This is a genomic window from Mycobacterium sp. 050128 (genome assembly GCF_036409155.1).
Lineage (GTDB): Bacteria > Actinomycetota > Actinomycetes > Mycobacteriales > Mycobacteriaceae > Mycobacterium.
This window is the reverse complement of record NZ_JAZGLW010000009.1, coordinates 51,494-69,861: the sequence shown is the minus strand read 5'-3', so window position 1 is coordinate 69,861 and position 18,368 is coordinate 51,494. Positions and strand designations below refer to the sequence as shown.

18 protein-coding genes are annotated in these 18,368 nt (G+C 67.0%); 11 read left to right on the top strand and 7 right to left on the bottom strand.

Going from position 1 to position 18,368, the window contains the following annotated elements; translation table 11 throughout:
* Nucleotides 1–52: 52 nt before the first annotated feature.
* Genes SKC41_RS30395 through SKC41_RS30375 form a run of 5 tightly spaced genes read right to left on the bottom strand, consistent with a single transcriptional unit; the run spans nucleotide 53 to nucleotide 3,112 of the window.
* Complete coding sequence (locus tag SKC41_RS30395) at nucleotides 53–337, bottom strand: glycosyl transferase family 39 (RefSeq protein WP_330981395.1); 285 nt, start codon at nucleotides 335–337, stop codon at nucleotides 53–55.
* Nucleotides 338–393: 56 nt separating this feature from the next.
* A complete protein-coding gene (locus SKC41_RS30390) occupies nucleotides 394–573 on the bottom strand; it encodes a hypothetical protein (protein ID WP_330981394.1) in 180 nt (59 codons plus the stop codon).
* Between the two features lie 47 nt (nucleotides 574–620).
* Nucleotides 621–1,544, bottom strand: coding sequence for a conjugal transfer protein (locus SKC41_RS30385; RefSeq protein ID WP_330981393.1), 924 nt, complete (start codon nucleotides 1,542–1,544; stop codon nucleotides 621–623).
* A 15-nt stretch (nucleotides 1,545–1,559) separates the two neighbouring features.
* Nucleotides 1,560–2,813 carry a hypothetical protein gene (locus SKC41_RS30380; RefSeq protein ID WP_330981392.1) on the bottom strand — a complete coding sequence of 418 codons (1,254 nt, stop codon included), beginning with the start codon at nucleotides 2,811–2,813 and terminating at the stop codon, nucleotides 1,560–1,562.
* On the bottom strand, nucleotides 2,810–3,112 hold the full coding sequence (locus SKC41_RS30375; protein ID WP_330981391.1) for a hypothetical protein: 303 nt from the start codon (nucleotides 3,110–3,112) through the stop codon (nucleotides 2,810–2,812). Before SKC41_RS30375 ends, SKC41_RS30380 begins: the two co-directional genes overlap by 4 nt.
* A gap of 98 nt (nucleotides 3,113–3,210) precedes the next feature.
* Here SKC41_RS30375 and SKC41_RS30370 point away from each other — a divergent pair, with 98 nt between their 5' ends.
* The 3 genes from SKC41_RS30370 to SKC41_RS30360 all read left to right on the top strand — a co-directional run bounded on the left by SKC41_RS30370 (nucleotide 3,211) and on the right by SKC41_RS30360 (nucleotide 5,700).
* Nucleotides 3,211–3,645 carry a hypothetical protein gene (locus tag SKC41_RS30370; protein WP_330981390.1) on the top strand — a complete coding sequence of 145 codons (435 nt, stop codon included), beginning with the start codon at nucleotides 3,211–3,213 and terminating at the stop codon, nucleotides 3,643–3,645.
* A gap of 193 nt (nucleotides 3,646–3,838) precedes the next feature.
* Nucleotides 3,839–4,285 carry a hypothetical protein gene (locus SKC41_RS30365; RefSeq protein WP_330981389.1) on the top strand — a complete coding sequence of 149 codons (447 nt, stop codon included), beginning with the start codon at nucleotides 3,839–3,841 and terminating at the stop codon, nucleotides 4,283–4,285.
* Nucleotides 4,286–4,287: 2 nt separating this feature from the next.
* Nucleotides 4,288–5,700, top strand: a complete 1,413-nt coding sequence (locus SKC41_RS30360) for a type IV secretory system conjugative DNA transfer family protein (protein ID WP_330981388.1) — start codon at nucleotides 4,288–4,290, stop codon at nucleotides 5,698–5,700.
* Between the two features lie 77 nt (nucleotides 5,701–5,777).
* Here SKC41_RS30360 and SKC41_RS30355 read toward each other — a convergent pair whose 3' ends face one another.
* Complete coding sequence (locus SKC41_RS30355) at nucleotides 5,778–6,098, bottom strand: hypothetical protein (RefSeq protein ID WP_330981387.1); 321 nt, start codon at nucleotides 6,096–6,098, stop codon at nucleotides 5,778–5,780.
* Between the two features lie 162 nt (nucleotides 6,099–6,260).
* Between SKC41_RS30355 and SKC41_RS30350 the strand changes: the two genes are divergently transcribed.
* From SKC41_RS30350 to SKC41_RS30325, 6 genes are all read left to right on the top strand, one after another.
* Nucleotides 6,261–6,674, top strand: a complete 414-nt coding sequence (locus tag SKC41_RS30350) for a hypothetical protein (RefSeq protein ID WP_330981386.1) — start codon at nucleotides 6,261–6,263, stop codon at nucleotides 6,672–6,674.
* A complete protein-coding gene (locus SKC41_RS30345) occupies nucleotides 6,661–6,816 on the top strand; it encodes a hypothetical protein (protein ID WP_330981385.1) in 156 nt (51 codons plus the stop codon). Before SKC41_RS30350 ends, SKC41_RS30345 begins: the two co-directional genes overlap by 14 nt.
* 469 nt (nucleotides 6,817–7,285) lie before the next feature.
* Nucleotides 7,286–7,441 carry a hypothetical protein gene (locus SKC41_RS30340; protein ID WP_330981384.1) on the top strand — a complete coding sequence of 52 codons (156 nt, stop codon included), beginning with the start codon at nucleotides 7,286–7,288 and terminating at the stop codon, nucleotides 7,439–7,441.
* 360 nt (nucleotides 7,442–7,801) lie between these two features.
* Nucleotides 7,802–8,437, top strand: a complete 636-nt coding sequence (locus tag SKC41_RS30335; protein WP_330981383.1) for a hypothetical protein — start codon at nucleotides 7,802–7,804, stop codon at nucleotides 8,435–8,437.
* Nucleotides 8,434–9,855, top strand: a complete 1,422-nt coding sequence (locus SKC41_RS30330) for a hypothetical protein (protein ID WP_330981382.1) — start codon at nucleotides 8,434–8,436, stop codon at nucleotides 9,853–9,855. Before SKC41_RS30335 ends, SKC41_RS30330 begins: the two co-directional genes overlap by 4 nt.
* Nucleotides 9,856–10,157: 302 nt before the next feature.
* The gene (locus tag SKC41_RS30325) at nucleotides 10,158–10,919 is read left to right on the top strand and encodes a hypothetical protein (protein WP_330981381.1); all 762 of its coding nucleotides are present in this window, start codon (nucleotides 10,158–10,160) and stop codon (nucleotides 10,917–10,919) included.
* Nucleotides 10,920–10,999: 80 nt separating this feature from the next.
* On the opposite strand, the gene mobF is transcribed toward SKC41_RS30325, so the two are convergent.
* The gene (gene mobF / locus SKC41_RS30320) at nucleotides 11,000–16,840 is read right to left on the bottom strand and encodes a MobF family relaxase (protein WP_330981380.1); all 5,841 of its coding nucleotides are present in this window, start codon (nucleotides 16,838–16,840) and stop codon (nucleotides 11,000–11,002) included.
* A 287-nt stretch (nucleotides 16,841–17,127) separates the two neighbouring features.
* Between mobF and SKC41_RS30315 the strand changes: the two genes are divergently transcribed.
* Nucleotides 17,128–17,616: a hypothetical protein gene (locus tag SKC41_RS30315; RefSeq protein WP_330981379.1), complete on the top strand. Its 489-nt coding sequence runs from the start codon at nucleotides 17,128–17,130 to the stop codon at nucleotides 17,614–17,616.
* Between the two features lie 86 nt (nucleotides 17,617–17,702).
* Nucleotides 17,703–18,227, top strand: coding sequence for a hypothetical protein (locus tag SKC41_RS30310; RefSeq protein WP_330981378.1), 525 nt, complete (start codon nucleotides 17,703–17,705; stop codon nucleotides 18,225–18,227).
* Nucleotides 18,228–18,368: the final 141 nt, after the last annotated feature.

The window sequence follows — 18,368 nt, the reverse complement described above, 5'->3', positions numbered from 1 at the left end:
TTGTGATCGCCACCGGGAGCGGGTGGCGGTGCTGGAGTACCGGCGGTGTGCGTTACTGACCGAATTGGCCGGTGGTGATGCCGGTGCGGTCGACGGTGCGCTTGGTTGAGGCGTAGATGGCGTAGCCGGAGCCGACGACCACGGCGACGATGACCGCGGTCAGCGCCCAACCGATGGTGGCGGCGATGCGGCCACCGAAAAAGGAGCCGGCCGCCCGTATCCCGCCGGCGAGCAGGATGAACACGACGAGCACAGCCACACCGATGGTGTAGAGGGAGTGACTGCCCGAGACCAGGTCAGTTGCGGCCAAAACAGTTGGGGCCGAAGCGATATTCATGTCAGATTTCCTTTCGTGGTTAGTGCGATAACTGCGTGCTTGAGAGTGGACCGACGTCAACCATCGAGGGGGGTGTGGGTGGCGGCGGCCAGCAGCAGCAGCGCGGCGGCGGCGCAGGCACCGGTGAGCACAATGGTTCGGATGAGCGTGCGCGTCCACCGGCGACACATGACTCGAACGAGCCGCAGTAGCAACGTGGTCGCGAAGGGGATGGTGGCCGCTGATGTGCCGATCATCGCTAAGGGGGTGTGCTCAAGGATCATGGCGAGGGTTCCAGGTTGTTCTAGCGCGGCGTGGCGGCGGTGGGGATGACGGGTGTCAGTTCGGCGCCCTCGGCGAGCAGGGGCGCATAGTCCAGTCCGGACACGCTCCAGCGGCCGCTGGTGACGGTCAGCACGATCGGGTAGTCCAGCTGCAGCGGGGCGTATTGGCTAGTGACGGCGTTGACGGTGGCCAACACGTGCAAGGTGGTGCCTTCGGCGGGCACGTCGTGGTCTCCGACGCCGTGGTTGGCGAGCAGTTTGGTGACTTGGGCGGATCGGTAGTCGGCGGCGGGCAGCAGTCCGGAATTGGTGGTGACGTAGCGTTCCAAGCCTCCGGAGCCGGTCAAAAAGCTGGTGATGAATCCGCTGATGGTGGCGAACGCCGGTGAAGTGTCAGCGACGGCGGTGGGGTAGCCCAGCGGCGCGTCCGCGCCGGCGCCGGGCCCGTTGACCCGGGCCGGTAGCGCGCTGGCCCGCAGGCCGTAGTTGCTGTAGACGACGGGCAGCCGGTAGTAGGCGGTGCGCGGGGTGGCGGCCTCAAATGCGCGTTCGGAGACGGTGATAACCACGCTCCATTGCTGGGTGGCACCGGCGTCGCTGACCAAAGTCACGGCCGAGACAACCGGGGAGGTGACGATGAGCGCCGCCGTGGTGGGCAGCCGCATTGGGTCGCGCAGCGACCAGCAGTCGTGCAGTACCTGTTGGTGAGATGCGGTGGCGGTAAGCCAGCGGGTGACACAGTCTTGGGCGTACGAGCCGACCAGGGCGGTGCGGTTGACAGCGCTGCGCGCGGGGCCGGCCACGTCGATGGGGTCGTTGAAGATCCAGCCCCAGATGGTGGAGATGGCCACGACACTGCACGAGGCGAGGCCGACGATGAGTGCGCCGCGGCGAACCGCGTGGTGGGTGCTGTCGAGGCGCTTGCGCCAGGTGTTGGTGAGCATGGTTGGTGGAGACCTTTACTGGGGTGGGTGGCCGAAGATTTTGATCGATGACACGGCAAACGTGTTGTCGGCGGGGTCGGTGTGGCTTTGGTCGGTGGGCTGGCCGGGCAGCGCGGGAGTGCTGCTGGTCGGCGCCGGATCGGCGGGTGCTGCCGGTGGTCCCAGGACGTCGCCGATGAGTCCGCCTCCGCCGCCGGGGGCGGGGCTTGTGTTGGGGGCGGTGTCGGCGGGGGCGCGGCCGGTCTCTTGGACGAGCAGGATGATGCGGGAGGCCAGCACGCCCCGGGTCGTCATGGGTTTGGTGGCTTCGCCGTGCACGCTGGCGGTCTCTTGGGGCACCACGGTCGGCGGGGTGTCGTTGAAGCTCCATTGCACCCGGGTAAGCACGCGGTGCTGGTGCCATTGGTCGGCGCCCGAGGCGTCGGCCCCGACCCAGCCCGGGGTGATCGACACGGCGGTGACGACCATGCTGCGACCGAGATTGAGGACGAGGTATTGCCCGACGTTGCCGCCGGTGACGCACACCCAGGCTTGCGTGGAGTCGGGGCCCGCGACGGATTGCGCGGCGGTCGAGCCGGGTAGGCATCCCACCGACGTGGCGGTGTAGGGGATGGCCGAGTCCTGGTTGTCGGGCGCTGGGGTGGTGCTCGACGGTGCGGCAAGAACACTGAGCCGGGTGTTGGACTGGGCAGGTTGGGATGGCTCGTTGGTGTGCGGGTCGCTGCGCATGGCCAGCAGAGCACTGCTGACGACGAGGGTGGCGACGACGGTGGTGGCCGCGAACCCAATAGCGATCCTCTTGTTGTAGCGGGGGCCGGGTTTGGATTCCCCGGGACTATCGGCGGCATCGTCGGTTCGGCAGGTGGAGTTGAGCTGGTCGATGAGATCGCTACCTGGCAGCGCAGTTTCGCCGCTGTCGTGCTGCCCGGTGGTGCTGGGATCGGTCGTGTCGGCGCCCTGCGTGGTCGGCTGCTCACCGGAGTCGCTGGGGCCGTCGAGATCAACGGGTGGGTCATCGGTGGGGCGACGCGCGTCAAGCTGTTCGGCGCTGGCGTAGGGATTGTCGCCTACGTCGAGGGCGTCCGCGGCTGGCGCAGCATCAGGGCCGATCGGTTCGTCATACTTATCGCCGGATTCGGCGGGAGGGTCGAACTCGACCTCGGTGGGGGGGTCGGCCTGGTGGATGCCCGGGTCGTCTCCGTAGACGTCGGCGAGGAACTGTTCGGTCATCGCGATGGTGCGCTCTTGATCAGTCTGGGGTTTGCTCATGTCAGGAACCGCCGCGGCAGGGTTGGCGCGCCGCGGCGAGGCGGCACCGCGGACGACATCTGGGATGTGGCCCACCGGTTCAGCGGCGGGCCCGTCATGGCGTCGGGCTGTCCCAATTCAGGCTGTGATCGCCGGGTCTTGTGCTTGTGCCGGCGCACCATGGCAACCAGGGCCGCGGCGGGCAGGCAGGTCAGCACAACACTGGCAAACGGGTGTTGGGTCACGAACATCATCGCCGTCATCAGGGTGAAAACGCATCCCATGATGGTGATGAAAACAATGCCGATAACAATGCGCATCCGCCGACCTCCTATGCTTGGGATCAGCCTAAGGGGTGGAATAATGAATATTCCACGGCCGTAGCGAAATAACTTGACCGGTTGTTACCGTCTTTTGTGTGAACGCATTTCCGGCAGACGGAGTAAGACGGCTGCTCTTTTTCGTCGAGGACCGCCTGGCGCAGCTGCGTTGGACCCGCGAGGACCTCGCTGCGGCGGGCGGCCCAGCCCCGTCGACGCTGTATAAGGCCTCCGAACGTGACGGTGGGCTCTCGCTCAAAACCCTCGCGCGCCTCGATGTTGCGTTGGGCTGGCAAGAAGGCTCTGCCCGGCGGGTGCTGGCCGGTGAAAGTCCCGCCGTTCGGATATCAGACCAGGTCAGCCAGTGTGCGGCGGTGATCGACGCAGCACGTCGCGATGCCGAATGCACCGGGGTATCGCGTTGTGCGGACGAGTTGAAGAATTTTCTGCTGGACGTCGTGCAACGTCTGGACGAGTTTTACACTGAGCCTGTACGAGCCGTGGGGGATGCTGCTGATGCGAGTGCCTGCTGATCGGTTCGACGAGGTCCGCCGCAAGTGGATCGCCCGCAATCAACGCACTTTTATATTCCAGAAAAGGCGCGCAGAAGAGCTAGCGCGCCAAATACGAGACCGCGATACCGAACGCACCGGAGCGCGGGTTGATCCCGCCGACGATGACGTTATTCATCCCTGGTATGCGCGGCCAATTAAAACGTCGTACGCAATGTTCGACTGGGTCATTCTTATGACGGCGGCAGTGCTGGCTCCGCTGGGGTGGCCGGCGGGCAAAGTCATGTCCGTTCGCTTGGTTCAGCTAATTCCTTGTGAACTGCGCTCGTACCCGATCGCCGCCTTCATGTGGGCGGCGGTGGTGGTGGGTCTGCCGTTGCCGCTGCTGTATGAGCCGGGTGATTCCTTGGTCTCAGCGGCCGCGGTGCCGTGGCTGGTGGCCCAAATCCCGGCCGCCCTGCTCACCGCCGGCATCTATGGCATCTTGGAGGGCTGGCTGGCCGTCGACGGGGCCCGGGACTGGTGGCCGATGCGCCCACCCGACGAGGTCGACGACGTCGATTTCGGCTTCCTGCAACCCGATGACCTCACCGGCCCGGGTGTGTTTCCCACGCGCCGCGACGACCCGCCCGGGGATCCGAGCCCCATTGGGAGGTTTTAGCGATGTACCGGCCACCCTCATCCCCGTACTGCGGGTTCAGCCGCGACCACTCGACCAACAAGCTGTCCTTGGCTGACGGCGCGTGCCACCTGCTGGTGTCGGCACCCACCGAAACCGGTAAGACCCGCGCGGTGTTAGCGCCGGCAACGGTGCTGTGGGGCGGGCCTGCGGTCTGCGTGTCGTCTAAAGACGACCTGATGTGGCTGGTCTGCCAACGCCGTTGGGGCCCAAAACAAGTCATCGACATGCGACCGGACTACTCGCCGGTGTACCCACCCGATGCCCTGGTCCGCTCGTTTGATCCCACCGCACTGATCAGCACCCCCGATCAGGCGGTGACCGCGGCCAACACCATGATGCAGATGTCGGCTGTCGGATTGGGGTCGGGTATCGATCAGGTCTCCGATGCCGGGATTTGGGAAGCTAACACCGAGGCCCCACTGGCGGCGATGCTGTACGCGGCCTCTCCCTGCGGGCACGGCAAAGGCATCGAATGGGTGCTGCTGGCCGTGGACAACTTGGAAAAAGACGATAAGGCGCCCGACGCGCCGGGCTGGCACAGCGCCGCCCGGCACGTGTCGAGCCAGCCGCTGTTTCGCAATGCGTTGATGCGCACCTTGGCCATGGACCCCCGCCAGCGCGACAGCATCGCGTTAACCATGCGCAAGGCGGTCACTCCGTGGATGCGGTTGGGGCTGCGCGGCATCAACGATCCGACCTTTGACGCGTCGTTTCTGTCCGCACCGGATGCGACGCTGTTCATCCTGGCCCCCGCCGAAGGGTCGATCGCCGGTGCGGCCGTCACTTTGCTCGAACATCTGGTGCGTAGCTGGCGTGGCAAGACTGCCCGTAAGGAAATGCTGCACCGGCTGCTGCTGGTGATCGACGAGGCCGCCAACGTGGCCCCGATGCCCGCACTGCGCCGCCATGTCTCCGAAGGCCGCGGCCTGGGAGTCAATCTGGTGCTCTCCGTGCAAGCTTCGAGCCAGTTCGACACCGTCTATGGCAGCACGTATGCGCGCGAGCTGCGGGATACCTTCCCGGCCGCGCTGATCATGTACGGGGCCGCCGAAATGGAGATGCTGCAGCGCGGCGAACAGTGGTCACGCGAGACCACCCGCCGCCAAGAAAGCTTCGATCAGGCCAGCGGCGCTAAGACGCTGTCCTCCCACTTAGGTCCCAGCCTCGACTACCGGCGGCTACTACCGGAGAACCTGGGGCAAGCGCGGCTGCTGCGCCGCGGAACGGCAGGCATCACCACCGTGCTGCCCGACTGGCCCGAGTTCGTCGCCAAATACGACCGCGCGGTTGCGACCTTGCTGGACGATGCCCGGCCCGCCGTGGAGGAGCCGCGCAACGTGTGGGACTGGGTGCTGGCTCGACATCGCCGCGCCGCCGAAGCGATCACCGAGTGAACGCCGAACAGTTGCGCGACCAACTCCTCGAGGTGCTCGCCGGCGCGAGTGAACCCAGGACGACCACCCAAGCCCGCCTAGCTGTCACCGAGTGTTGCCGGCGCCGCGGCCGGCCCGTGGTCGCCGAAGAGGTCTATCGCGCTTTGGTGATCCTGGCGCGCCGCGGCGTGGTGCACCGCGTCGAAGACCAGCCGGGGCGCGCCGCCCACTGGGAAGTGACCCGCCGCCACGCCCGGCGGGCGGCAGCCGGATGAGGCGCCGCGATGAGTCCCTGGGGGAACAGGCTCTACACGTTCGCACAAGTCATCGCCGGCGTACTGGGGGCCGAGCTCGTGCTCTGCCTCGGCGTACTGCTCGCCGATGCCAGCGCCGGCGGCCAGCCCGCCCAGCAGATCCACTGTTACGGATCCGACGCTGCGAGCTCGGTCCTGGCGGGTGCGATGACCTCCGGACGCAACAAATGCGTTTGGCCTCAACCGTTTTACTGTTCCCGCACCGCCGGTAGGTAGGTCTGCTGCACGTACTTCACGTCCCAAAATCAATCGAACAAGGAGGACACAATGATCACCCAAACCCCCAATGACGATCCGTGCTCGCGGGTGACCTCACCGGCCGAAGCGGTCGAATACGCGGAGGGGCTGCTGACTGCATCGGCCAAGCCCGGTAGCGAATTCTGGGGCGCGCAAGCCGTTGGACCGCTGGCGGGGATGTTGTATGCCGCCTCGCCGCGGGGAAACAACAAAGGCGTCGTGTGGCTGGTGCGGGCCGCTGCAGCCACCACCCCCGAGGCTCTTGCCGACACGGCGCAGGGCTGGCGCAGCGCGATCCCGTATCTGGCCGACCAGCCGCCGCTGAGCAACGCGCTGCAGCGCGCACTCCAGCTCGATCCCCGCCAGCGGGACAGTCTCGTGATTACTATGCGCGGTGCGCTGGCACCGTGGATACGGACCGAAAGCCACTATGAGCGTGCATGATTCGCGCAAGCTCCCGTGGCTAGGCGGCCTCGTTGCGGCCTTGCTGATCGCTGTGGTGCTGATCGTGGTGGTTGTCCACGGCACATTGCAGGTGATCAACGAATTTGCCACCCAGGTAGACGACACCACCTACCAGCCCTGAACCGGATATCGGAAGGTCTCAGGTCTTTGGAAATCAGAAACGGATGCGTCCGCACCCAATAGGACATCGCTACGGCAGGGACATCCGCCACACTGCTGGCCGACGGCTTCGCCTCGGCACGACCCAACCTCTCCCCAGGGCGTTCGCAATGAACCCACCTCCACCTCGCGCTGCGGAGCCACCACATGTCTGCCACGCCCGGGACTGCGACGTTGAGATCGAGCCTCGGTTGTTGATGTGCCCGGGCCACTGGACTCAAGTACCACCAGCTCTGCGCGAGACCATCAAGTCGACATATCGGCCGGGGCAGGAACTCGACAAACAGCCCAGCGATCAATACATGGCCCCTGCGGCCGCCGCGATCGCCGCCGTAGCCCACAAAGAAAACCGTCAGCGACGGCCAGGGCGCGGCGCACCGTCCAAACCTATGCGGCTGGCCCTTTAGTTGGTCGTAGGCGGCCGCGTTGGTTTGGTGGCCGTGGAATGCGGCGTCGAGAAGGATCTTGGTGTCCACGCCTCGACGATGCGCGTCAATGAGCGCGCCGATCGCGGCGGGATCCGCCAGCTCGTACATCGTCATGCGGAGGGTTCGGCGCGCCTGGCCGATGACCCCGATGACAGCTGAGTAGCCTGCTTCGGGCTCTTGGATCAGACGGTAGGCGCCTTGGGCGGCGCCTACCCCAGAGGGAGGCGTCTGGTCGCTGGCTTGCGGACCGGGTGAGCCACATCCGGTGAGCAGTGCCACCGCGGCGGCCCCTGAGACGAGTCGCCGCCACGGAGGCGGGCTGGCGCAGCTTGTCAACCGATACCTTTTGTTTGTATTTGTTGTCGCACAACGACTGTCGAACCGTATAGGCGCGTAGCGTGGTGTTGCCTCGAATGGCTTGAATCGAACGTAGCGGGGCCCGGTGGGTTGCGCGACGGCCGCGGAGACAAATCAGCGTGAGCGTCGCGGCAGGCCTTTAGGAGTCGGTATGGTTTTTCCATGTCGATACCTGCGGCCCCGCCGGTAGATTCGGTGGTCCTCGTGCCTCAACGGCTGCCCGCGTTACCGCCTGCCCGGGAGTTTGTTACCTCAGCTGGGTTCGGTGGTGCCACGGCCTTGCTTGCGGCGTTGCTGCTGGCGGCTGTGATCCTGTTCGCCCTCAGCCGTGCAACCAAGCGGCACCGGTTGCAGCTTGAGCAGCAAGAGCGCAACTCCGAAAAGGTGCGTGATGCTCAGCGACACAGCACAGCGGTTGAGCGCTGCTGGCAGCGGCTGGTGTGGGTCGTGGAAACGGCAGCGATCGAACCGGCGTCGAGTCAGAGCGCCACCCTGGGGTTAGGGCCAGAGCTGGCCCTGGAGCTTCTACGTGGGTTGGTGCGTGACGCCGAGAATCTCGGCGACGACACGCTCGCATCCGCGGCGACGGTGTACTTGAATCAGTTCTCGCTGGTGATTGCCCAGCAAAGCGGTCCGCTCTCCGGACTCTCGGCCTCGCCTCCAACCGTTGACGCGGAGCAACCAGCACCCGATTCACGGACGTCTGGGCCTCCCTCGGCACCGACACCCGCCGAAACCGATCGCACACCCGACGCTGCGAATAAGGTGGCGGTCGCAGGCAGGCGCCGACGTCAATGACGACGCTGCAGCAGCACATCGAGGACCTTGACGTCGACAGCTTGGCGGCGCTGACCAAGCGAGCAGCCACGGCCGCTGTGGAGGCCGCCCGGCGGCGCGACCAAGCCCCGCCGGCTGAGTTGGCGGCGATGGCCGCGATGAGTGAGCGCGAGCTCGTCGAACGCCGCAACCGTGCCGGCCCGGCACCAAAGCGGCTCTCGCCAGTGATGCAGCTCGTGCAGGCCGACCATCTGCGCGCGATGGCTGAACAGCGCACGCGCGAGGCCGAGCAAGCCAAGCGGGACGCTCAGGCGGCCGCACAGATGGCGCGCGCGAAAGCCGAGGAGTCCGCCCGCGCCGCAGACGAGGCCCGCGAGCGGGTCCGCGCCGCAGAAACCGAGGCCTCGCGTAACGCTGCCGAACACGCTGCCGAATTGCGCAGCGCCCAAACGGATTTAGAAGAACTGCGAGCCGAGTTGGAACGGGTACGCGCCAACACGACCGCTGAAGTCGTTGCGGCCCACGAGCAGGCCCGCGCCGCCGACGAGCGCGCCGAACAACGCGCCGCAGAGCGCGCCGAAGAACGCAAAACCGCTCAGCAAGCCCTCGAAGAATTACGGGCCGAGTTGGAACAGGTACGCGCCAACACGACCGCTGAAGTCGTTGCGGCCCACGAGCAGGCCCGCGCCGCCGACGAGCGCGCCGAACAACGCATCACCGAGCGCGCCGAAGAACGCGGTGCGGCCGAGCGAGCCTTGGAAGAGTTACGTGGTGAGTTAGAGCAGGTGCGGGCCGACGGCGAGACGGAGCTCGCGGCGGTGCAGGGCCGCGCTGATGGCGAGGTGTCGGCCGCCCGGGCCGCCGAGGCCCGGATGCGCGACGAAATCGACCGCGTGTGGGCTCAATCCGCCGCGCAAGTGGCGGCGGCGGATGAGCAGACCGAGCAGGCTGTCGCGGCCCTGCAAGCGGCCCAAGCAGAGGCCGCGCAAGCCCGCGCCGAATCTGAGCAGGCGCGTCTGGTCGACGAGGCCGGACCGCAACTGTTGAGTGTTCCTGTTCCCGCTGCAGAGGTGCGCGCCCACACCGGCCCTATCGAAAATGCCTTGGCGGGAGTGCGCGATCTTGACTACGCACTGGAAACCGCGCTGGCCGACTACGGTCAAGCCGTTGACGCGGAAACTGTGCGGGCCCTGGTGGACACGGTGCAGCGCCAGGCCGGCGAGCTGTCGGAGCAATTGCAGGCGCTGTCGGCGCGGTATAGCGAGGGTTGGCGAGCACAGGCCGCCCACACCTATGTCGCGGCCGCGACGCGGGCCTATGGCGGTCTGCTCGCCCGGATCGCGGCGGCGGTGCAGCAGCTGGCCCAAGAACCTCAAGCCGACGCCGCGGTGATCGCCGCGGTGACGGAGATGCTCGACGCTCATCCGTGGCGGCGTTAGACACGTCGAACGGGGCAACACCGTCGTGACCGGGGTGTGAGAGTCGCCGGAAGCGTTGTCTGGAGCGGTGATTGGGCATAGCTGTTAACACATAGCGCTGCAGCGCTTCTCACGCCGCTACCGCAAGCAGCTCGCTGTCAGAGTACGGAGCCGGTCGAAGTTTATCTGGGGTTCCAATTGGCTGTGCATTGATGTTCCCGCTTACCGGAAAACGTGCGATTTCGCCTATGTCCGGCGGAACGCAAGCAGCGCGCCACGCGAGACATACGATGCGCTATTAGCGCGCAGTTTACGGTGGTGTGATGGTTGCGGTTGGTGCGTTGGACGTGGTGGATGATTTGCGCTCGGCGGGGTGGCTGACCGAAAGCGTGCGCAGCTTCGCGGTTAACGTCGGGTCGCTGCTTCCGGACACATTCGCCGCTTACGCGCGGGTATTTCACCCCGCCCATAACGGTGGGGAACTGGTGAGCTGGGCCCAGATCGCCCGCGCCAACCACAAAACTGTGCACCCGCAAATGCAGTTCGCCCGTCTGATCGGTTACGCATCGCGTTACGTCCCGGGGTACCGCGACACACAACCTGGCCTTTTCGATGAAGCGCCGGAAGTGGGATCCCTGCCCGCCGATATTGCCGGGCCGCTTGTCCAAGCCTTGGCAAGACACACCACGACCGCTGACGGTTGTTGGTTCGCGGTGTGGCACGGCCGCGGTGACCTCGACGAGGCGTTTCATGACCAGCCGACCTTCGCACTGCCGCAGCGCGAGTACCACTTGGCTCGCGGCCCAGTCACCGCGGCCGCCCAATCATGGGCCACCTATCCCGGTCGGCACCTCTCCGCGAATTTGTGGTGGCCAGGTGACCATGCTTGGTGCGTGGCCACCGAAATCGACTTCGACAGCACCTATCTCGGCGCCTCAGAAGCCTGCGTTGAGGAACTAGTAGCGAACTCAGAGTTGGAAGTGATGCCGGTTGATGTCACCGCGGGCATCACCGCCAACAGCGACACCCTCAACCCTGTCAAGCCGAGGCAGCTAAATTTCGACGCTTTCTATCCCCAGGGATAGAACGTCGCCGTCAGGGCGGCAGTTCGACTATCTGCTCGTCGATCTGGTCGATACGTGGTCGAAGTGTTTGTTGAACGCGGTTAGAGTTCGAGGCCGTTGCCGCGGTCTTGGTCGCGGCCGCGGGCGCGGTCGCGTTCGGCGATAGCGTCCAATCGCTGTGCGGTAGTGGCGGTATCGCGCAGCTGTGCGAGGACGTGGTTGCGTTGGCGCAGCAGTTGAACGGCGCGGCTTCGGTCTGGGCTGGGTGCGCTGGTGGCGGCGAGGTTGTGTTCGGCGCGGTCGATGGCGGTGCGGGGTTGGCGCCGCGGGGGGTCGGGGGTGCCCAGGTGCTGGGTGTGGGGCAGGTCGTTGGTGAGAACGGTGAGCAGGGTGTGGGCGGGCTGCTGGTCGCCGGTGGCGATGAGCACGAGCTTGGTGTTGGTGGTTGCGGCGCTGTGGGCGAGCCAGTGCAGCTGCGTTGTGGTGAGGGTATGGGCGTCGTCGACGATGACCAGGCTGCCCCGCGGTGGCGTGTGGCGGTTGGCGGTGACGTCGTCGCGGTAGCTGTCGACGGTGGCCGTGGTGTCGGCGTATGCGTGCTTGTCGGCGTTGGCGGTGCCGGTCAGGGCGATGGTGTGTTTGTTGTGATGGTGGGTGGTGTCGGCGAGGGCGGCCAGTGTCGCGGTTTTGTCGGCTCCGGGATGCAGGTGGAGCAGTTGGACACTGTGAATGTTGGTGGTGAGGGCGCTGACGGCGCGGCGGTGCTCGTCGTCGAGGCCGTCGAGGGCGGCGGGCGGCGGGGTGTACATGGCGGCGGGGCTGGCGGCGCTGGCGGCGTGAAGGAAGTCGACTTCAGCCTGTAGTTGGTCAAGGTCGACGCCCAGATCGTAGGTGTGGACGGGACTTTGGGCCAGAGAGCGGGCGGCCGCGGCTTCGGCGCGGCCGAGTTGATCGTCGAGGGTGCGGGCGTCGCGGCGTGCGGCGTTCAGTGTGTCGGTGTCGGTGCGCACGGCTTGCGCGCGGCGTTCGTGGAGTTGGTGTTCGGTGACGATGTCTGCGGCCTCGCCGCCGGCGGTCTCGATGAGTTTGGCGCGGGCAGCTTCAAGGCGGGCGCGGGCGGTGCGCACGGCGGCGTCGACTCGGGCGGTTTGTTCGCTGACCTGGGCGTGGTGTTGCTGGTAGCGGTCGGCGGCGTCGTGCGCACCGCGCTCGGTGGCGGCGGCGATCGCGGCGCTGAGTTGGGTGAGTAGTTGGCGGTGCAGCTCGGCGGTGTCTTCGGCGTGGACCCAGCGGTTGTGGGCGCTGGCTAGAGCCTGCTGATAGGGGCGTTGTTCACCCAAGCGGCGGTGTAGCTCGGCCAGCTCGGCCGCGGCGGCGTGTTCGGCGGGTCCGCCGCCACCGGTGAGGATGGCGTCGGCGAGCTGACGGGCGTGGTGGCGGGCGGCGTCGCGGCGGGCGCGCAGCGCCGGGATGTCGACGTCGTCGACGCCGGCGGGTGTAGCGGGGCGCATGGTGGGCAGGTCGTCGAGGTCGAGGCCGCCGAGGTCGTCTTCGACGAAGCCGTAGGGGTAGTCGTAGGGGTCGGGCGGGGGTTCGTGCAGCGCGGTGTCGTCGATGTTGTGGTCGTCGAGGTCGAATTGCTGTTGGCCGCTTGCGGTTTGGGCCTGTTCGGCGGGGTGGGGGATGTCGGGGTCGATGGTGGCGGCGTGGTGGGTGAGCAGTTCGACACGGTAGGTGAGCAGGCGGGCGTATTCGTCGGGCCGGATGGTTTGGGTGGCCGAGATGTCGTAGAGGTGCTCGGCCGCGGCGGCGAGCAGATCGTGCGGGGGCCAGTTGGCGGCGGTCACAGCGGCGACCAGGCCGGGCCAGGCGGGGTCGGTGATGACGGCTTCGGCGATGCGGGTGCCCAGTAGGTGGTGTAGGTGGGCGGTCCAGGCGGGCCGCAGCTTGGTGTCAGTGCCCTCCAGGGAGGGGGGAGCCAGGGTGCCGGCCAGTCGCCACCACAAGGCGGCAGCGGGCATTTCAGTGGGCAGGGGACCGTGTTGGGCTGCGGCCTCGTGCAGCAGGGCGGGGACGTCGGCGCCGGCGCGGGCGGCGTTGTCGAGGTGGGTGGCCAGCCGGGGCCAGTATGGGTCCTCGGTGAGGTGGGCGTCGATGGTGTCGGCGAGTTGGCGCCAGCGGGTGGTGTCGGCGCCGGCGCGGGTGAGAGCGGCATCGAGGCGGGAGTGGATGGCTTGCTGGATGATCGCCGAGCGGTTCGCGTGCTGTTCGGGCCCGGTAATTCGGGTGTCGGCGGCTTCGACGTGGTGGGCGGCGCGGAAGACCGCGATTTCGGCCAGCAGGTTGCGGTTGGCGTCGAGCAGGGGCCGCGCCCAGGCGGGGGCGGTGGAAGTGTCCCAGGCGCGGGCGGTGCCGCGGATGTGATCGGCTAGCTCGCTGACGAGTTCGGCGCGCTGGTGTAGGTAGGTCGCCCAGGTTGGGTCGACGGTGATGACGTGAGGGATAGCGGGCAGCCAGTGCAGCGGTCCGCGGTCTGCCGCGTCGGTGCCGGTGGGGGCTGGCAGGCGCCAGTCCAGGACGGCGGCGGGGTCGTGGGCGTTACCGAGTCCGGTGGCCGCAGCCTCACTCAGGGCTTGGAGGGGGTCGTGTCCTTCGATGGCCAGCAGGGCGAGGTGGCGGCGCAGCACGGGCCAGGCTTGGGCGTCGGTGAGGTGATGGCCGAGGTGGGCGGCAGCGGTGTCGATGTCGGCCATGACCGTGGGGCCGGCGTGTTGTTCGGCGGCCGCGGTGAGAGCGTCGGTGTACATGTCGGCGGCCAGGTGGAGCCGGTTAAGGGGGTCGGTGTCGGCGTCGGCCAGGGTGTGGGCGGATTGTTGGGCGCCGTCGCGGCTCAGGATGGTGGTCAGGATGTCGACGGCGGTGGGGGGGTGGGTGGCTTTGGGGGTCAGGATGCGGTGCGGGTCGGCTTCGGCGGTGGAGAAGTAGAGGTGGTTTTCGGTGCGGCCGCGGGTGGCGGCGACGTAGAGCTGTTGGCGGGTGAGGCGGTCGGAGCCGACGATGTGGCAGGTGCCTTCGGTGTCGCGGCCGCCGGCGGTCATGCCTTGCGCGGCGTTGATGGTGCTGGCGTAACCCAGGGTGGTGTAGGTGGTGACGTAGCGGGCGGGCAAGCGCACTGGGGTGGCCGGGCCGCGCAGCGGCACGACGGTGATCGAGCCGTCGTCGTGCACGGCGCGGATGATCCAGCGGTGGCCGTTTTTGACCCATGCGCCGTGGGTGGTGGTGCGTAGCCAGCGGGCGTTTTTCCGGGTGGCGACCCAGTCGCCGGCTGAGGCGGTCAATCCGTCGGCGAGGGTGACGGTGATGGCCGCTTGTTCATTGTTGGAGGCGTTGGACGGGGCGCTGGGGGTGTGGGTGAGGCGGTCGAGGCGGGCGCGCTCGTTGAGCTGGGCGACCAGGGCGTTGGTCGGGGCCAACAGGATGGAGTCGCGGCCGGCGGCGCGGTCGGCGGCCCACGCTGTGTAGGCCAAGTCGGAGGCGGTGGCATCGGCGCCGACATGGACGCGGTGGTGGTCGATATAGAAGCCGATTCCGGCGGGATCTCCGGAGCGGATGGCCAGGCTGGCGGCGGCTTCGGCTTTGCCGGTTTCGGGGTGGGTGAAGCGCACGACGGTGCTCAATGTGACGGTTTCGTGGCGCTCGGCCAGGTCGCGCACGATGCCGCCGGCGGAGATGGAGGCCAGTTGTTGGTCGTCGGCGATGAGGCGCATGCTGGCGCCGCGCGCCAGGGCGTGCGCGATGAGGGTGTCGAGGTCTGCGGTCGAGGCCATGCCGGCTTCGTCGATGATGAGCAGGGTGTCTGAACCGATGCGGTCAAACCATCGGCGGGCGGGGTCATCGGCGGCGGCGGGGGTGCCGTGGTGGGTGTCGGCGAGCTGGATGAGTTTGGCGATCGTGTCGGTGGGCGAGGCGAGGTCTTGGGCCAGGACTTCGGCGGCGCCCGCGGTGGGCGCCAGGCCGATGACGGTGCCGCCACTGTTGCGCCAGGCGGCCGCCAGGGCGGCCATGGCGGTGGTTTTGCCGGTGCCAGCAGGGGCGAGCGCGAGCTGAAGACGGGCGCCAGAAGTGGCCATGTCGCGCACCATGGCGACTTGCCCTTGGTTGAGTTCTAGGCCCTGGTTGGCGTGCGTTTCGGCCAGCGCTAAACCGATGCTGGTGTCATCGACGGTTCGCCCGTGACGCATCCTGGCCGCGGCCAGGATGCGTCGCTCGGCGGCCATGATGGCGGCGCTGGTGTAGACGGTGGTGTCATGACGGGTGTAGACGCTGGAACCGTCGCGGCGGCGCAGGACTGTGGGCTCTTGTTTTTCGGTGTCAGCGTGGGTGGTCAAGGTGATGCTGTGCTCGCCGAGCGCGCTGGCGACGATGCGGTTCACCAGGTCGGGGCCCCCGGGGTGGTTGGCGTAACGCAGCGCGCGTTGAGCTTGGGCGCGTACGTGATTGACCGTCCAGGTCGCCCGCGTTTCGGCGACGGTGGCGATGACGGCGTCGGCCTGTTCGTCGACCCAATGATCGGTGATCTGGAGGTATTGGCCTACGGCCTGATGGGTGACGTTGGCGATCATGGCGGTCAGGGCACGCTGGCTGCCCAGCACCTCGACGGCCTGCACGCGCCACACGTGGCGTTGCTCGGCCAGCGAGCGCGGATCGTGCTTGGCTTGGCGGGTTTCCAAGGTGGCCTGTTGGGTCAACGCCAGCATCTCGACCACGGTGGGTTCACGCCCGTGGGTGGTGTGAAATTGCTTGGCCAGCTGACCCACACGGTGGTTGATGGCCACGCTGCGCGAGGAGTATCTCTCGATGAGTTCGGTGGGCAAGCCGGCGATTTCACGCACCGGTCGTTTGCCGGGTTTGGTGTCCGTTTCAGCGAATTGGACACACAGTTTCGTGATGGTGAGGGCTTCAATGCGAGTGTTGTAAAACTCCGATGCGGCGACGGTGGCGTGATGCAGTGGTGTGCCGTCTAAGGCCAGCCAGCGCGGGATGCCATCGGCGCCAATGGCTTGCACTTTGTTGCTGATCACCAGGTGGGTGTGCAGGTTGGGGTCGCCGGCACGCGAGTCGCGGTGATCGAAGGCTGCAGCGATCAATCCGGTGGTGTTGACCTGCGCGACACCATGAGCGCCCATGCGCGCAAACGCGGCGTGTCCTTCGAGAAATTCCAGTGTTTCGGCCACGGCTTGGTGATGGCATTCTTCGATCGTCTGCGCGATCGGCGCCGGCGCGATGGCCCACAGCGCGGAGACGGATTTGACCGGGGTGAACGTGAGGTCGTAGCCGGCCACGGCGGTGGTGGCTGCCCGCGAATTGCGCGCGACGAAGCCCGACAATTCCCGGTCATCGGCCGGGGGGCGAGCATAGGTTTCAGTGAACATTTCGCGCCCGAGCGCGGTGCGGATGCGGGCCCGGATGTCGGGGGCCAGGCTTGCGTGCTCGTCACTGCCGATGGTGATGTTGTAGTCGCGGTAGGCCTGTCGCAGCCGGGTGACGAACTGGTTTTCTTTGGTGTTGATGGCGAACGGACGACCGAGCCGCGCGGCGGCAATCGTTCCTGCCTGACCGAGGCCAAAGCCGGTGAGGTGTCGGGTGATTCGGTCCGCGTTGGGGTGAAAGCCCTCCCCGAAAAGGGCTTTCATTTGGTCTTCGCTGACCTGCGATCCGTGTGGCACCGACCAAAGTTCGGCAACCGACGGGTCGGTGGCGTCGCGGGCGACGGGCTGGCCGAGTGCCGCCAGACCACGACCCATCCACGTGCCGGGGGATTCGCCTTTGGCACTGTAGTAGTCGCTGAGGCTGGGCCGCCCGCGGTCGGTCGCATCAGAGGCGGCTACTTGCCGGATCAGGTACATGTACCCGTCTCCGGCGGTTAGCTTGTGTAAGCCCATCACCGCGACATCACCACGAATTTGACTCTGGCATCGCCCCGGGCGTTACGCGACGCCCGCGATCAACCAAGTGGGGTCAGTTAGATCGCCTAACTAGCGCCCGTTACCGAATCGTGACCTGAGTGCAAGAGGTTTGATGTTCGGTGAGCGGTGGTAGTTAGGGTGGCCTAAGTGACGGTGGGCTGGTGTGGTGAGTGGTCGGGTCCGGGCATGGCAGGCGGGGGCGGTGGTGAGATTTGTGTGTTCGGGTGCGGCGTAAGGGTTTTGCGGGCTTTAACGTGTGATGCATGGGAAATAAGGCGGTCAGTAAGCAAGCGCGGCGGGCGGCGCGGGTAGCCGCGACCGCGGCGCAGGACGAGGTGATTCGGCGCACGAAGGCCAACGTCGAAGATTTAGCCGCGTTCTTCGACGCGCGGGCTCGCGTGGATGCGGTCGACGAGTGGTTGGATGAGCGCCAGCAGGCGTTGCGAGAGCAGGCCGCGCAGCGGCGCTCGGCGCAACGCCTGCTGGGCGGGACGGCGCTACAGGCGATGCGTGATCGTGGGGAGACGGTGCGCGAGATAGCGCGCATGGCAGGGATCACCGAGAAAGCGGTGCGGGAGCTGATTCGCGAAACAGAAGCAGCCGCGGCGGGGACACCGGCGCAGGCGGCCGCGGGCGCCTGCGCGCCGTTGAAGGCCGCACCGGCCTCAGACGCCTTCGGGTCAACCGGGCTAAGCGAACCGAGCACGCCCGCCGATGGCAGTGCGTGGGAGCCGGTGTCAGCACGGGCGTAGCACGGCACGGACGCTGTCAGTCGGTGCGGAGATGATGACGGCGACAAGCGGCCAGGGCCGCAATGGAGTCGAAAGCATCGGGAGTTATGGGGATTTCGCAACCGCTACGGCTGGTGGTGGATCAGCGGGCGCACGCCGACGAGTTGAGCCGGTTTGAGAACAGCCTAGTCCGCGGCCCGGGCGCGGAAGATTGCGCGATTTGGTGTTCAGCGATCGGCGCGGACGGCTATGGGCGTTTTTGGGTACGCCGCGGCGGAACACGGATCATGGTGCGAGCCAACCGTTATGCGCTCGCGGCGTCCCTGAACGGTAAGGCTTTGGAGCCCTGGGTGCGGGCACTGCATGGCTGCGACAATCCGGCATGCGTGCGGGCAAGTCTGCCCGGTGAGATCGGTCTGCTGCACATCATCGGCGGCTCACAGCGCGACAACATGGAGATGATGGCGCGCGCCGGCCGCGGCGGCGGCCGTGTGATGGTGCGCCGCGGCGATCACGGAATCAAAGCGCGGCGGGCCCGGGCGGTGGCGCTGCGCGAAGCGGTGCGCAACGGATGGGACGCCGAAGCCGTCGAGGCAGCGCTGCTGGGGTCCACCGAACCCACCCTTTGGTAAGGCGCGCGGCCGCAACACCATTGCGCACGGCGACGGGTTGGCGGCGCGGCACGAACGAGGACGCTCGTCGTGCAGAGTGGGGCGCGTGCATCGGGTCGGCGCAAGATTTCCAGGAGTGTCAGCGATCGGCTTGTGGCGGGC